Below are 13,790 nucleotides of genomic sequence, written 5' to 3' on the forward strand. Positions count from 1 at the left end.
GGCAAGGCTTTGCGATTGTTCTAGGGGTTCGGAAATCGACCCCCCGAAGGGGCCCTGCAATTCGGCTCCATCACTGGACACCGCCGCGTCGGCCGTGTGGCCCACTCCTGATGACGGATGGAGCGGGCGTAGCCGCACGTGGTCGGGCCGTGACCACCGTCGGCGTCGGCGTGGGAGACCAACCTGGCTGGCCCGTCGACCCTGCACGGTACGGCAGGTTCGGCCATCGTGGGGGCTTCGCGGGGCGGTTTTCCGACCCGGTCGCAGGGCGAGCGCCACTCACGCCTCCCGGGGGATGAGGAAGCGGGCGAACGCGGCCGAGCCGACCGCCAACGCCGCGGCGAGGGCCAGCGCCGCCGTCACCGAGTGGCTCACCACCAGACCGCCCAGCAGCGTGCCGACCGGAAAGCCCATCAGGTTGACGCTGATCGACACCGTCATGATCCGTCCGAGCCACGCCGGCTCGGTACGACGTTGCCGCAGCGAGAGCAGGCTGACGTTGACGACGCCCTCGGTGAGGCCGACCAGGGCGAGACCCGCTCCCAGCGTGACGAGCGAGCCGAGCGCGCTCACCGGGAAGATCGCGACCGCGCCGACCAGGGTCGCGGCCACCATGGAGGAGCGCTCACGCCCCGCACCGACCAGCTTGCCGGCGATCAGCGCGCCGATCGCGCCGGCCAGGCCGGCCCCCGCCCACAGCACACCGACGTACCGCTCGGTCGCGTCGGCGTCGCCGAGCCATCGGCCCACCGTGACCGGCACGATGACGACCAGCATGCCGGAGGCGGCCTGGTACACCGAGTACGAGACCGCGAGTCCGCGCAGCGTGGGGTTGCGGACCAGGTGGACGATGCCCTCGCCGGCAGCCCGGAGCAGGTGCTGCCGGACGGGCGCGTCCGCCCCGGCGTTGCTCTCCCGCAGCAGGGCGATGCTGGCCGAGGCCAGGGCGTACATCACGGCCACGCAGAGCAGCGTCGGATCGGGGCCGATCCAGGCGACGAGCGTGCCGGCGATCAGCGGCCCGACGACGTCGATCACCGAGAACGTGCTCAGGTCGAGGGCGTTCGCCTTGTCGTAGGCGGCCTCGGGGACGAACCGTGGGAAGAGCGTGCGGATCCCACCCGAGGTGAGTGGGCTGGTCAGCGAGTAGAGCGTGAGCAGGGCGAACAGGACCGGCGGGCGGAGGGTGTCCAGCACCGACAGCACGGCGACCAGGCTGATGAGGACGGCGCTCGACAGGGTGTCCAGGACCACGGCGCGGACCACGCCGAGCCGGTCGAGGACGGCGCCGGCGACCGGGCTCACCAGGAACCCGGGCAGGGTCAGGAAGAACGCGCCGAGGCCGGCGATCGAGGCGGAACCGAACTCCGCGATCACGTAGAGAACGACGGCGAAGAGCAGCATGCTTCCGGCGAGCCGGGAGAACGACGCTGCCAGCAGCAATTGTGGGACGTTGCGACTGGTGAACACCTGCCAGTAGGACAACGGCGTCGCGGTGCCACTTTCCCCGGCGCTGGACGCGGTCATGCCGGATGCGCTTCCCGTCAGGACAGCGTTCCCAGCACGGCTGCCGCTGCGTTCGCGCTGGTGACCCGCTCGGCCATGGTCCGGCGGATCCGCTCGGTCGCGGCGAAGGCAGCCGACGGATCGCGCAGGACCCGGGCGGTGTGGGCGGCCCAGAGCCGGGTGGTGGCCGCGTCGTCGGTGTCGATCGGCAGCACGGCCAGCGCCGCGTCGTCCGGCGGTAGGACCTCGCGCAGCAGCATCCCCAGTCCGCTGTTCGCGCTGACCAGGAGCGGGGTGCCGGCGACGACGGCTTCGAGCCCGACCAGGCCGAAGCCCTCGACCCGGGAGGGCATGAGCACCAGGCTGGCCCGGCGCAGGTCGTCGCGGACGTCGGCGCTGTCGGTGGAGTAGGTCCGGGGAGTGACCTGCAACCCGGGTCGGTCCGCCCACCGCAGGACCGTCTCCCGAAGCCGGCCGTGTTCGGTTGGCGGCACGCCGCGCAGCAGCAGTTCGAGTTCGGTGCCGCCCGGACTGAGCAGTTCCACGGCGGCCCCCACCGCGCGGGCCGCCAGGTCGAGGCCCTTGACCTGCCAGTCGTCGAGCCGTCCGGAGAGCATGACCTGGCGCTGGTGCCAGCGGGGCGCCGTCCGGGGGGTGTCGTCGTCGAGGTCGAAGCCCGGGTCGATCCGTCCCGGGGCGGTGACGTCGGGATGGACGGACAGGTCCCGTTCGAGCAGGCCGTGCAGCAGCGGGCCCACCCCGAAGGCCCGGGTGGCGGTACGGGCCAGTTCGATGTCCTCCTTCCAGCGCTGCTCGGCGATGGCGCCGGCGTCCGGACGGTCACCGCGTTGCCACTCGATGTGGTCCGACCAGGTGTGCACGACGTGCGCGCGGGCTGCCGTGGGGAAGTGGTCCTCGACCATGATCCGGGCGTGCGTGCCGGTGATCCGGCCGTGGCCCACGACGAGGTCCGGCTTCCAGCCGTCGGGCAGGGGCGGACGGCGGAACAGCGCGTACCGTTCGGCGCTGTCGGCGGCTGCCGGGGGAGCGGCCACCAGGGTGACCCCGGCCGCCTGGGCGTGGGCGGTCTCCTCCGGGGACGGCCGGAGCACGACGCAGACGACGTCCGCGCCGGCGCGGGCGAGCGCGGCGCACAGGGCGCGGTTAAACGTGCTCAGCCCGCCCTTGGCGGAGAACCAGTGGGTGTCCAGCGTCAGCACCCGTGGCGACGGGCCCCCGGCGGGGTCGGCCGTCCCCGCCGGTTCCGGGCCCCACCCGTTCCCGGTCCATCCCACCGGGCCGGTGGCGGCGGTGGGCAGGACGGTGGCGAGCAGTCGGGCCGCCGCCTCGGGATCGCGGGCCCGGACCCGGACCACCTGGTCGGTGGCGCGCAGTTCCACCTCGACGAAACCCGGCTCGGCCATGGCGGTCAGCCAGTCCCGGGCGATCCGGGCGACCCCGGTGACGAGGTGCGTGCCCGTCGCGGTGAGGTCGTCGAGGAGGGTGACCACCGCCACCGGGTCGCGTCGCCCCCACAGGGGACCCCGGTCGCCCAGGTCGAACCCGGTCCGCGCCGACAGCCCCAGGTCCTCCAGCCGGGCCGTGAACTGCGCCCGGACGGAGTCGTCGACGTCCTCGGCGAACTTGACGACCGCCTGCCCCGGGGCTGAGTGTGCCATGGGCACCATGATGACAGTCCACAGTCGATGGTGGGAGTGGATGGTGGCGCGGTGAGCCTTTCCGGACGGTCGGACCTCCTCGACCACCTCGTCGACCCGGTGGCCGCGCTGCCGTCGGACCATCCCCACCGGTCCGCCGCCGTGCGTCTGCACGCGGAGCGTAGCTGGCGGCTCCTGGCCGACCTCTATCAGCAGCAGTCGGAGGTGGCCTGGCGGGAACACCGTCCGGCCCTGGCGCTCCGGCTCCTGTTGGCCGAGAGCCGGGTGGCGCTGCGGACGGACGACCGGCAGCGGTTCGGCGAGACGCTCCTCATCCTCGGCCAGCGGCACCGGCTGACCGGGGGATCCACCGCGGCCGAAGCGTGGAACCGGGTCCTGCTGCGGGCGCCCCTCGACGTCGACACCGCCCGGTTCCACGCCCACGCGTGGCGGGAGCTGGCGGCCCTGCGCGAGGTGACCCGCCGCTACGACGAGGGCCTGTCCTGCTGCGAGCGGGCTCTCACGGTGTGCCGCCGGTACGCCGACGCGCCGGGGGTCGCCGGGCGACACGTGCGGGCCCTGGTGCAGACGGCGACGATCCGACGGCTCCGGGGCGAGTTGGTGACCGCCCGGGACCTCCTGCGCGAGGCCCGCGAGCTCGCCGAGGCCCGGGGCGTCGACGCGTTCACCCGGGGACTGGTCGCGCTCCGGGAGGGTGGCCTGGAGATCGTCCTCGGGCGGCCGGAGATGGCGCTCAGCGCGTACCGGCGCGCCGCGACGGCGTTCGAGCGGGTGAGCGAGAACAACCTCCTGTACACCCGCTTACGCGAGGTCGCGGCGTTGCGCGAGCTGGGGCGGCTCGACGCCGCGTTGCGGATCACCGACGACCTGGCGGACCGGTTCCGGGCGCGTGGCGACGCGTACCGGCTCGGCCAGGTCCTGCTGGAGCGGGCCGAGGTCCTGCAGAGCCGGGGGGACACGGTGGCCGTCGCGGCCACCCTGGAGGAGACGAGGTCGTACTACGAGGGGGTCGACACGCTGGAGGCGCTGCGCTGGCACCGGCACGTCGCCCGCGCCCTGATCGCCTCGGGTGGCGACGGGGCGACCGCCGCCCGGCATCTGGCCGTGGTGCTCGACCGGGCCGGCCGCCCGGGCGGGCGGGACCTCAACCGGACCATGCTCGCGCTCCACGACCTGCACCGGATCCCGGAGACCGACGTCCTGTCACCGTCGCTGCGGCACGCGGCGGGGCGGGGCGCGCTGCTCGCCGCCGACCTGCAACGTGACTCGCTGCACGAACCGGACGTGCGCTGGGCGAACCACGCCCACCGGGAGGAGGTGTACCAGGCGGCGGTGCTGGCCCACACCGTCGCGGACGAACCGGAGAGCACCGCGCGGGTGGCCGAGACGGGCCGCGCCGACCTGCTGAACCAACTGCTGGTGACCCGCTCCGGTGGGGCCGCCGGCACCATCGCCGAGTCCCGGATCGACGTGCCGCCCGCCGATCCCGGACTGGCCGACGAGGTCTTCGCGGTGGCCCGGCTCGCCGCCGGGTCGATCCGCTCCGGGCGGGCACCCGACCGGGTGGCGCCGCCGCCGCTGCCGGGTCGCCTGCCGGCCCCGGCCGTTCTCGACACGATGGCCGACGTCGTGGTGGTCGTCAACCTTGGTCGCGGCCCCGACGGCTGGTGGTCGTCGGTGCTGACCCGGCCCCGGCACGGCGCGTGGCGGGCGGCGTTGCGTACCGCCTCCACGGAGCTGGCCGCCCGGCTCGACAGCCTGGTAGCCGGCGTCCAACTGCCGCCCCGGGGCGTGTCCCGGGCGGTGTGGGCGGAACTCGGCGCGTTCCTGCTGCCCGATCCGGCCGTCTGGGCCGGAACACCGGAGCAACCCCGGTCGGTGGCGATCGCCCCGGACCCCCGGCTGTGGCATCTGCCGCACGCGGCGCTGATCCGGGACGGCACGTACCTCTGTGACGTGGCCGAGGTGAGTCTGACGCCGAGCCTGCGGACGCTGGAACTGCTGCTGGCCCGTTCGGCGTCCACCGGTCCCGGCCCGACGCCGGCCGGTCCGGCGGTGAGCCTGCTCGACCGTGGCCTGGGAGGTCACCGGGTGGAGCGGGCCGCCCTCGACGACTGGCCGGGCGACCACCGTGCGGTCGCCCGGCTGCCGCAGGTCGACGAGGTGGTGGATCCCGCACTGCTGTACGTCTCGGGGCACGGCGACCGTGCGGGAGCCGACGCCCTGCTGGGGCCGGACGGTGTCACGATGGACGCCCTCGCTCCCCGGCAACTGCCGCCGCTGGTCGTCCTGAACGGCTGTTGGAGCGGCACGGCGTCCAGCCGGTACGGGTACGACCCGTTGAGCCTGGCCGTGGGCGCGCTGCTCGGTGGTGCCGACACGGTGGTCGCCGGCATCGGACGGATCGGCAGCGTGGCGTCGGCGCACGTCGGCGCGCACCTCGTCCGGCAGGTCGGCCGGGGCGTTCCGGTGATCACAGCACTGCGGCACGCGCAACGGCAGATTCGTACGGAGCATCCCGACCTCGGCCCGTTCGAGTGGGCCGGACTGTGCGGCGTGGGTGCCGGTCGGTGATCCGCCGGTCGCCGTTGCCCGACGGTTTCCACGGTGTTTCCTCGTCGGTCCCAACTGGATACGACGGTCCGTGGTGATCGCGTCACGCCGGAGGGAAACTGGGTGTGTGGAATGGATCCCGGTTGTCGGTGTGGTCTGTGGGGCGGTCATCGCTCTGACCAGTGCGTTGATGGTGGAGGCGCAGCACAATCGCGCCCAGCGTCGCCAGCATCGTGAGGCGGAGCGGGTTCGCTACTGTCTGGAGTTCGCCCTGGCGCTCGACTCGGCGCACAGCGCGTTGCGTGAGGTGGCCCAGGACCATGACGTTTCCCGGGACCGCCTCCGGCCCGCCAACCGGGCGGTCCACCGGGCGGGTGTCTTCGCCACCCGGGAGCGGTTGCTCGTGGCCGGGACGGTGGATCTCGTCAAGGCCGGGGAACTGGCCTACGACCGGTTGATCGCCGTCCGCAACGCGGTACGCACCGGCGCGACCCTCCAGTCGAGGGAGTACCACCAGGCCTACCACGCGTTCACCGAGGCGGTCTGGCAGCTCAGGATGGCGGCGCGGGCGGACCTCGACCAGGTCGTGCTGGAACCGGCGGACCTGGACCGGCGGAGCTGGTCGGAGCGGGAGGGCTGCCGCTGGTGCCTCGAACCGGCGTCCCGGGAGCCCGATCCGTCACCGGTCTGAGGTGGGCCGGCGACGCGGCCCGGGGGACGCTGACAGGGCCGACGTGATCCGGTCCAGCGCCGCGGCGAGTGAGCGCCGTCGGTAGCTGTTTCCTGTCGCCTGACGCAACGGGAAGCAGCATTCCCGCCCGGAAGACCAACTCGCCGCAACGGCGACGCCAGCACCCGCTGCGGGTGCTGGCGTCGGGTCGGCGGGGACGTCGGTCAGCCCTTGGCCTCCCGCTTGGCCATCTGCGGTTCGGCACCCCGGCCGACCTTGCGCAGAGCGTCACGCAACTGATGCTCGGTCATCTTGGAGTTCCCCTCGATGCCGGCCTGGTGGGCCTGGCGGCGCAGGTCGTGAATCTGCTCCCGGTCTGCCATGTCAACCTCCCCGTGTCCGTTCCCGCCCGAGCAACCTGCTCGGGCGGTCGATGCCGGTGGCTTCCCGGCTCCGGGACCGGCAAACACCCGGGGGCAGCGGTCATGCCCGGCGACCACCCGTCACTGCTCGTCGTCGACGACGTCGGTCTGGTTGTCGTGGGTGACAGTGGCCGGGAGGTGCTCGTCCGGCTGGGGCGCCTGTGCCATGGTGTGGTGGGGATCCCCGTCCGGGGAGAACAGCACCCGGTCGGTCTTCGGGGTCTTCTCCTGGTCTTCCTCCGGTTCGGTCATCTCCAGGTTCCTTCCGTTTCCGACCAACCGCTGGCCCTGTCTCATCCCGGGAGCAGACGACGCAGAACGCCCCGGGCGGTGGCGACGCTGCGGTAGGACTGCACCAGGTACGAGCCGAGCACGATGTTCGCGCCGGCCAGTGCGGGCACCACGTACTGGGCGACGCGCTGGCGGCGCTGCCACACCGCGATCTCCTCGGGGGTGCCCGTGGTGGGCAGGGTGGCGTCCTTGACGTCCACCTGGCTGCCACGCTGGCGGGCCTCCTCGGCGAGTTGTCCGATTCGGGTGCCGCAGTAGGCGGCGTAGCCGGTGGCGGCCGCCCCCAGCACCGCCGTACCCGCCTTGGCCATCCCGACGGACGCGAAACCCTTCTGCAACGCCAGTCGACGACCACCGGTGCGGGCGAGGTAGAGCCCGGCGAGCAGGGTCGCGCCGATGCCCGCCCACTGGACGGGACCGAACCGCCTCCACGCCGACTCCGCCACCCGGATGCGGTCGATGCCCTGCGCCAGGTCGCTGCCGGACTTGTTCACCCCGGCGACGCCCATGACGGTGCCGCCGAACCACAACGCCGATCCGACGTCGTGGACCGCCTGGGCGACGGCGTGGTTGTCGGTCAGGGTCAACTGCATGGTCTGACTCCTCCGCCCGCTGGTGCCGCCGGTGCCGATGCCCCCACCGTAAGGTGACGGCCCCGCGCTTCTCCCGGGTTCCGGCAAACGAGACCACCTCGGGTGCCCCGTCGGGATCGCGGAATCCAGGGGTCGCTCGGCGTGCGAACTCCGTCGGATGGCGGGGCGGTCATCCTGCCGATGGACCGGGGAGCCACCGGCGAGCATGGCGGGTATGGGGCTACGCCGGACCGGGAAGTGGGGGCAGGACCTGCTGCACCGCCGGGAGGACGTGCGGCAGGCGAACTTCCTGGAGCTCTTCGTCGACCTGGTGCTGGTCTTCGCTCTCTCCGGGGTGGTCAACCGGGTGGTCCGGGACATCACCGACGACGAGGCGCTCGTGCGGATCCGGTCGCTGGGCTACCTGCTCGTCCTGGCGCTGCCGTTGATCTGGCTGTGGATCACCACCGCGCACATCACCAGCTGGTTCGACCCCCGTCGCCGTACGATCCAGTGGATGGTGCTGGCCAGCGCCTTCGGGCTGCTGGTCATGTCGTCGTCCCTGCCGGCGGCGTTCGACGGGCGGGCGTGGGCGTTCGTCCTGCCGTACGTGCTCCTGCGCGTCGTACGGCCGCTCATCCTGATCCCCGCCCTGCGCGGGCTCGCGCTGCGGGACCTCTATGTGCGGTCGGTGCTGTGGTGCGTCATGTCCGGAACGATCTGGCTGGCCGGTGTGGCCGTCACCGGTGGGGCGCGGGCCGCTGTCTGGGGGCTCGCCGTCACGGTGGACCTCGTCGCGGCACAGGTGCGGTGGCCGGTTCCGGGGATGAGGCGCCCGCCGGTCAGCGCGTGGGCGATGGACAGCGGCTACCACCTTCCCGAGCGCTACCAGCAGCTGCTGCTGATCGCCCTCGGCGAGAGCGTGCTGGCCGCCGGTATCACCTTCACCAACCAGCGTCTCGATCTACCGACCTGGACGGCGCTCGTGGTGGCCTTCCTGTCGACGGTGCTGCTGTGGCGGATCTACTTCTACCGCTCCGGAGAGGTGCTCGCCGAGGCGGTCACCGCGTCCGGCGACCGCGTCGCGGCCGGCCGGGCGACCGGGGTGGCACACCTGGTGATGGTGGTGGGCATCGTCGCCATCGCGGTCGGCTTCGAGGTCGCCCTGAAGTACCCGGGCGGCCGGCCCGAGCCGTCCTGGCTGGCGGTGATCCTCGGTGGTCCCGCCCTCTTCCTCTACGGCCGCATCCGGCTGGAACGCGTCGTGTTCGACCGCCTGTCCCGACGCCGGGTCGTCGCCATCGCCGTCCTGGCGGCGGTGGCCCTGCCCCTCGCGTTCGCCCCGCCACTGGCCGCCTCGGTGGTCGCGGCGGTCGTGCTGCTCGGCGTCGCGCTCGCCGACGCCCGGCACGCCGCCGGTCGTCCCGCCGAAGCGCCCTCGCCGGCCCACTGACCACCGGACCCGGTACGGGGTACCGGCGCGCGTCACCCGGTGCGGACGTCGGTCGACTCCCGCGCGGACGACCTGCCCTCCGTCCGGGGACGCGGTCGCCTCCGGTCCGCGTCCTGCCGGTCGTGGTCGTCGGCGGGGCCTTCGATGCGGGTGACCGGGGCGACCACCAGGTCGTGGATCCGCCAGTCGAGGTCGCGGACCCAGGCGCCGAGGTCCTCCAGCCGTTCGACCAGCCGATCGGTGCCGGGCACCGGCACGACGAGCAGTTCGCCGACGAAGACGTGGCCCTCCTCGCGCAGCCGCAGCCAGGCGTCGGCGATCCAGTCGTGGTCGCGGACGGCGGTGAGGAGCTCGTCGGGCAGGGGGTGCGGCCGGCTGCCGTCGACCACGCGGGGTCGGCTGTCCATGAGGTTCGCGACCGCGCTGCGCAGGGTGCGGATCCCGTCCCGGACGATGTCGCCACCGATGATCAGCGCGGCCACCGCGTCGGCCCACCACAGGCCGGCACCGATGCCGAGGACGCCGAGGATCGCCGCACCGGCGGTCAGCCAGTCGGCCCGGTTCATCTCCGCGTCGGCGTGGAGCACCTTGTCGTGCAGTTGCCGGGCGATGCGCTGTTTGATCCGGCCGAGCAGGATCGCCGGCACCATCGTGGCGAACAGCACCACGATCATCAGCCAGCCCAGCCAGAACCGGTGACCGAACACCTCGATCAACCCGATCGGCGGGCGTTCCCGGGCGAGCAGGCGGACGGCGGAGTCGTAGACGACGTACCCGCCGAGGCCGAGCAGGGCGACCGAGCCGGCCAGGAAGGCGATGCTGACCGAGCGGTGGTAGCCGTACGGGAAGCGGGGATTGGGCCGGCGGTTGCGGAACCGGGCGGCGACCAGGAAGGCGAGCGGCGGCACCAGACCGAGCATGTCCTCGATCCAGGCCGCCTTCATCGCCTGGGACTGGCCGAGGGTCAGGGCCAGCAGGGTGATCGCCACGACGAAGAACCCGATGGTCCACCACTCCAGCCGCACCGCCCGCCGGTGCAGGGCGGCCTGTTCCGGTGGCAGTTCGAACCGGTCGTACACCCTCACGCCGCCGCCTCCTCCCGCTCGGCGTCGACCAGCAGCTCCTCGACCTCGCCGTGCGACAGCGCCAGCAGGAACCGCTCCACCTCGACCTGCCAGCCGTTCTCGCCCAGCGGCACCGCCCACACGTGGTCGTGCTTGGCGAGGTCGTGTCCGCCGTCCCGCAGTCCCAGCTCGGCCAGTCGCCACTGGCCGACGACCACCGGCAGCCCCTCCCGGCCGGTCACCTCGGGGACCGGCACCGGCACGGCGTCCTCGCCGCGCAACGCGGCGATCTCGGCGGTGCCGGCCGGGGCGGCCACCCGGGCACCGGCCAGATCCGGCGGCGCGGCCACCCCGTCGGGCACCGCCACGACCGTACGCATGGTGACGTAGGGCCGGGTCAGCGCGGCCTGCTTCGTCCAGGGCGCCTTCGCGTCGAGTCCACCGACGACCAGGTCGAGGACCCGGTCCTTCAGCGCCGCCATCAGCGTGGACTCCGAACCCGGGTACCACTCGACCCGGGCGTCCAGCCGTTCCGCCAGGCGCTGCACCAGCCGTGCCTCGGCTCCGGTGACCGTGCCGTCGTCGGCGACCCGGGTCCAGGGTGGCGCCTCGCTCACCCCGACCCGCAGCACCCCGCCGCGGACGTCGTCCAACGTGGTGCCGGCGTCCCGCGGCCATCGGCAGCCGGACACCGCCAGCAGCAGGACGACACCGGCCAGAGCGAACGTCGTCCGCCGCGTCCACCCTCGTTTCCGGCGTCCCACCACCGCGTCCACCTGCCTCTTCGTACCCGGGGCCGCCCCCGGACCGCTCCCGGGTCAATCCACGGGACCGCTCCCGGGCCGCCTCGACGCCTTGCCGGCGTCTCCGTCGGACCACCGACGAGGTGCCCTTCGCCTCCGGGCCTGAAACCTCGCCGGTGGGCGGGAGGGAACGGCATCGGAGCACCCCGGCGGGGCCGCCTCCGCGAACCGGCCTCCACCTGCCGGTACGTCACGGAGAGTGGGTTACTCGACGTGGTAAGTATTGCGATATTTATGGAAATAGGTAATGAGAAGCATTCATATCCAGGCTCATTCGTATTTTCGATCTGGCGGTGTCGTGGCCGGTGGGGCGACCATCGGTTCCGCCGGCGACGGGGTGGCCTCACCCGGGCAGGCCTACTGGAACCGGTTGACCATCTACCTGACCAGCGGGCCGGCGCTCACCGGCGCGGCCATCTGCGACAAGTGGAACCCATCCGAGACCAGGATCGTCGGCCCCGGCTGGGTGTACCGCAACAACGTGGTGACGCCCGCCTCGACGTTGCGCGTATCTCCTCAAATGGTGGCAAACCAGCCCAAGATATATCGCATCTGTCGGGCGCCCTGCCCGGTCAGAGTCGCCGATGTCGGTTGGTTTGTGCGCGCGGACGGCCTATGGTGGGCCGATGCGTCTGCCCGTCCGTCCGGCCCGTACCGTCACCACCCCGGTGGCGCGTCCGGTGCTGCGCGGGGGAGCGGGGCGGAGCGCCGGGGTCATTCCCGCAGCGGGCCCCAGCGGGCTGCCGAGCCCGGTGCCGGCCGGTCGTGGCCCTCCCGGAGATGACGATCCAGTAGTCCACAAGGTCATCTCCCCAGGGCGAAGCGGCATACCGCTTCGGCCCTTTTCTTTTTTCCAGACAAGAGGGCATCGACATGAGCATCCAGACGTCCGGCGCGACCCAGCCGCAGTGGCTGACCGCGCTGCACGCCACGCTGGTCTCCCAGTTCGAGGAGCAGAGCGCCAGACTGACTCAACTGACCGCGGACACCGGTGACCCGCAGCAGGCCCACACCCAGGCGGCCCTGGTGGCGGCCACCCGGCAGAGCCTGGAGCAGATCACCGGCGCGCTGCGACGGATCGCCGAGGGGCGCTACGAGGTGTGCGAGAAGTGCGGCGGGGCGATCCCCGTCGAGCGCCTGCAGGCACTACCGCACGCCCGGTTCTGCGTGCCGTGCCAGCAGAAGCACGGCCACTGACCACGGTTCGCCGACGGTGGCGGGGCGTCGACGCCCCGCCACCCGCTGCCGCCCGCACCCGTGTCGAGGTGACCGGGAGCATCCGGCGGCGCTGGTCGCCGTGGCGTCCCGGCGTCGCGCCCGGCCACGGGTTTGACATTGGTTTGTCATGGTTGTCGTCCGGCCGGCCCGGCTATGGTGGCCCCATGCAGACCCGGCCGGCCCGTTTCGGCGTCGCCCAGCGCAAGCCGCTGTCGGCGCTGGCCGTGCTGGCCGCGTTGGTGATGGTGCTCTGCGCCACCCGGACGGTCGGCCTGTGCATCGTGTTCCGGCTGACCCGGCGGGCCGTTCCCGGCTGTGTGCCGGCCTGGTCCGCGGACCGGGCCCCGCCGGTCCCGGTGGCCCGCGTCTGAGACGTCGTCCACCCGACCGGATCGCGTCGCGTGTCGGACCTCCCCGCCGGAACCCTGGTCACCGGCGCGGGCGGACGGTGCCGCGTGCCCGTCCGGTGGATCGCGTGCGGGCCGGTCGGGTGCGTGGCGGGCCACTGCCGCATCCGTCCGCCCCGTCCGGATCACCGGCGGCCGGGTCGACGCCGACCGGCGCGACGTCGCGGGCGGGCCGTCCACCCTGGCGCACCCCTGTCGTCGTCACCGCTGTGGAGTTGTCATGGACCTCGAGTCGACCCCGCTGCCTGGCATCGGGCTCCGGCATTCGTTCGTCACCGAGGAGGGCCGTCGGATCGGCGTGGTGGTCCACCACGTCGGTGGCCGTCGGGACCTCGTACACGACGACGGCGTCGACCCCGACAGCGCCTGCAGCCTGGCCCTGACCCGCGCCGAGGCGATCGCCCTGGCCCGCCTGCTCGGCGTCCTCGACGTCGTGGAGGGCGCCGGTGCCGGGTGCGCCACCGGCGGGCACGTCCGGGGGGCGTGACGGCGATCGTGGTGGTCCGCCCCGGCGGCCTCGCGTTTCCCGGTCACCCCGACAACGTTCGACCGGGCCGAAGGACCCCCGGCCCCGGGACCGGACCGCCTGGCGCGGGGCCGGCCGGGGCAATGGCGGGAACGGTTACCGTACGAGGTGCGGACGTCACTGCCGTGGTGCTTTCTGGTCGTCTGACCCTTCGCATTACCGGTCGGACGTCGGTGCGCGATCAGTCAATATTCGACAATCGATCGGACGGGTGGGCATCACCGATCGGTCAACTGTGACCGGTCGTATTGGACGGTAGAGTCGCGCTCTAATTCGTGGGCACCACCGCACCGGGAGAGTGGCGATGGAAGAATCCGAGGACCGGCGCTGGTACCAGGTCGTCGTCAACGACGAGGAGCAGTACTCGATCTGGCCGGACGGGTCGGACATTCCGGCCGGCTGGCGGCCGGTCGGGGTAAGCGGCGACCGGGCCAGCTGTCTGGCGCACATCGACGAGGTCTGGACCGACATGCGTCCACGCAGCTTGCGGAACTGGCTGGCCGACCGGGACCGGGTCGGCTGACGGTCCCGCCGCCGGATGGGGCGTGCCGGTGCTCCGGCGCGCCCCGGGTCGCCGGTGGGCGACCCGGGATCCCCGCCCGCGCCGCGATCGGCTTCCCCGCCCA

The 13,790-nt window shown here is 72.9% G+C and carries 14 protein-coding genes; 7 read left to right on the forward strand and 7 right to left on the reverse strand.

Annotated elements, in window-relative coordinates; genetic code table 11:
* Nucleotides 1-279: 279 nt before the first annotated feature.
* Both GA0070618_RS24535 and GA0070618_RS24540 read right to left on the reverse strand, forming a co-directional pair.
* Complete coding sequence (locus GA0070618_RS24535; RefSeq protein WP_088983724.1) at nucleotides 280-1,527, reverse strand: MFS transporter; 1,248 nt, start codon at nucleotides 1,525-1,527, stop codon at nucleotides 280-282.
* A 17-nt stretch (nucleotides 1,528-1,544) separates the two neighbouring features.
* Complete coding sequence (locus tag GA0070618_RS24540) at nucleotides 1,545-3,185, reverse strand: glycosyltransferase family 4 protein (RefSeq protein WP_143740316.1); 1,641 nt, start codon at nucleotides 3,183-3,185, stop codon at nucleotides 1,545-1,547.
* 51 nt (nucleotides 3,186-3,236) lie between these two features.
* Here GA0070618_RS24540 and GA0070618_RS24545 point away from each other — a divergent pair, with 51 nt between their 5' ends.
* The gene (locus GA0070618_RS24545; protein WP_143740315.1) at nucleotides 3,237-5,759 is read left to right on the forward strand and encodes a CHAT domain-containing protein; all 2,523 of its coding nucleotides are present in this window, start codon (nucleotides 3,237-3,239) and stop codon (nucleotides 5,757-5,759) included.
* A 106-nt stretch (nucleotides 5,760-5,865) separates the two neighbouring features.
* Nucleotides 5,866-6,429 carry a hypothetical protein gene (locus tag GA0070618_RS24550; protein ID WP_143740314.1) on the forward strand — a complete coding sequence of 188 codons (564 nt, stop codon included), beginning with the start codon at nucleotides 5,866-5,868 and terminating at the stop codon, nucleotides 6,427-6,429.
* 203 nt (nucleotides 6,430-6,632) lie between these two features.
* Here the strand turns inward: GA0070618_RS24550 and GA0070618_RS34355 are convergent, their stop codons facing one another.
* The 3 genes from GA0070618_RS34355 to GA0070618_RS24555 all read right to left on the reverse strand — a co-directional run bounded on the left by GA0070618_RS34355 (nucleotide 6,633) and on the right by GA0070618_RS24555 (nucleotide 7,714).
* A complete protein-coding gene (locus GA0070618_RS34355; RefSeq protein WP_197701628.1) occupies nucleotides 6,633-6,791 on the reverse strand; it encodes a hypothetical protein in 159 nt (52 codons plus the stop codon).
* Nucleotides 6,792-6,911: 120 nt separating this feature from the next.
* Complete coding sequence (locus tag GA0070618_RS34095) at nucleotides 6,912-7,082, reverse strand: hypothetical protein (protein ID WP_170107851.1); 171 nt, start codon at nucleotides 7,080-7,082, stop codon at nucleotides 6,912-6,914.
* A gap of 41 nt (nucleotides 7,083-7,123) precedes the next feature.
* Nucleotides 7,124-7,714, reverse strand: coding sequence for a hypothetical protein (locus GA0070618_RS24555; RefSeq protein ID WP_088983728.1), 591 nt, complete (start codon nucleotides 7,712-7,714; stop codon nucleotides 7,124-7,126).
* Between the two features lie 214 nt (nucleotides 7,715-7,928).
* Between GA0070618_RS24555 and GA0070618_RS24560 the strand changes: the two genes are divergently transcribed.
* On the forward strand, nucleotides 7,929-9,146 hold the full coding sequence (locus tag GA0070618_RS24560; protein ID WP_157749003.1) for a low temperature requirement protein A: 1,218 nt from the start codon (nucleotides 7,929-7,931) through the stop codon (nucleotides 9,144-9,146).
* A 32-nt stretch (nucleotides 9,147-9,178) separates the two neighbouring features.
* Here the strand turns inward: GA0070618_RS24560 and GA0070618_RS24565 are convergent, their stop codons facing one another.
* Nucleotides 9,179-10,231, reverse strand: a complete 1,053-nt coding sequence (locus GA0070618_RS24565) for a cation diffusion facilitator family transporter (RefSeq protein ID WP_088983730.1) — start codon at nucleotides 10,229-10,231, stop codon at nucleotides 9,179-9,181.
* Nucleotides 10,228-10,986 (reverse strand): substrate-binding periplasmic protein, encoded by a 759-nt coding sequence (locus GA0070618_RS24570; RefSeq protein WP_088983731.1) that lies wholly within the window; start codon nucleotides 10,984-10,986, stop codon nucleotides 10,228-10,230. The genes GA0070618_RS24565 and GA0070618_RS24570 overlap by 4 nt, the downstream gene beginning before the upstream one ends.
* A 900-nt stretch (nucleotides 10,987-11,886) precedes the next feature.
* On the opposite strand from GA0070618_RS24570, the gene GA0070618_RS24575 reads away from it, so the two are divergent.
* The 4 genes from GA0070618_RS24575 (at nucleotide 11,887) to GA0070618_RS24590 (ending at nucleotide 13,687) form a co-directional block, all read left to right on the forward strand.
* A complete protein-coding gene (locus tag GA0070618_RS24575) occupies nucleotides 11,887-12,210 on the forward strand; it encodes a TraR/DksA family transcriptional regulator (RefSeq protein WP_088983732.1) in 324 nt (107 codons plus the stop codon).
* 185 nt (nucleotides 12,211-12,395) lie between these two features.
* The gene (locus tag GA0070618_RS24580; protein ID WP_088983733.1) at nucleotides 12,396-12,602 is read left to right on the forward strand and encodes a hypothetical protein; all 207 of its coding nucleotides are present in this window, start codon (nucleotides 12,396-12,398) and stop codon (nucleotides 12,600-12,602) included.
* Nucleotides 12,603-12,858: 256 nt separating this feature from the next.
* The gene (locus GA0070618_RS24585; RefSeq protein WP_088983734.1) at nucleotides 12,859-13,125 is read left to right on the forward strand and encodes a potassium transporter TrkA; all 267 of its coding nucleotides are present in this window, start codon (nucleotides 12,859-12,861) and stop codon (nucleotides 13,123-13,125) included.
* A 343-nt stretch (nucleotides 13,126-13,468) separates the two neighbouring features.
* Nucleotides 13,469-13,687 carry an MbtH family protein gene (locus tag GA0070618_RS24590; RefSeq protein WP_088983735.1) on the forward strand — a complete coding sequence of 73 codons (219 nt, stop codon included), beginning with the start codon at nucleotides 13,469-13,471 and terminating at the stop codon, nucleotides 13,685-13,687.
* Nucleotides 13,688-13,790 lie beyond the last annotated feature (103 nt).

This window comes from Micromonospora echinospora, assembly GCF_900091495.1.
Lineage (GTDB): Bacteria > Actinomycetota > Actinomycetes > Mycobacteriales > Micromonosporaceae > Micromonospora > Micromonospora echinospora.

What these genes read in the sequence shown, in the direction of transcription:
- GA0070618_RS24580 (WP_088983733.1), top strand. Translation starts at nt 12,396, where the DNA reads ATGCAGACCCGGCCGGCCCGTTTCGGCGTCGCCCAGCGCAAGCCGCTG.
- GA0070618_RS34355 (WP_197701628.1), bottom strand. Translation starts at nt 6,791, where the DNA reads ATGGCAGACCGGGAGCAGATTCACGACCTGCGCCGCCAGGCCCACCAG.
- GA0070618_RS24535 (WP_088983724.1), bottom strand. Translation starts at nt 1,527, where the DNA reads ATGACCGCGTCCAGCGCCGGGGAAAGTGGCACCGCGACGCCGTTGTCC.
- GA0070618_RS24585 (WP_088983734.1), top strand. Translation starts at nt 12,859, where the DNA reads ATGGACCTCGAGTCGACCCCGCTGCCTGGCATCGGGCTCCGGCATTCG.
- GA0070618_RS24540 (WP_143740316.1), bottom strand. Translation starts at nt 3,185, where the DNA reads ATGGCACACTCAGCCCCGGGGCAGGCGGTCGTCAAGTTCGCCGAGGAC.
- GA0070618_RS24575 (WP_088983732.1), top strand. Translation starts at nt 11,887, where the DNA reads ATGAGCATCCAGACGTCCGGCGCGACCCAGCCGCAGTGGCTGACCGCG.
- GA0070618_RS24555 (WP_088983728.1), bottom strand. Translation starts at nt 7,714, where the DNA reads ATGCAGTTGACCCTGACCGACAACCACGCCGTCGCCCAGGCGGTCCAC.
- GA0070618_RS24560 (WP_157749003.1), top strand. Translation starts at nt 7,929, where the DNA reads ATGGGGCTACGCCGGACCGGGAAGTGGGGGCAGGACCTGCTGCACCGC.
- GA0070618_RS34095 (WP_170107851.1), bottom strand. Translation starts at nt 7,082, where the DNA reads ATGACCGAACCGGAGGAAGACCAGGAGAAGACCCCGAAGACCGACCGG.
- GA0070618_RS24590 (WP_088983735.1), top strand. Translation starts at nt 13,469, where the DNA reads ATGGAAGAATCCGAGGACCGGCGCTGGTACCAGGTCGTCGTCAACGAC.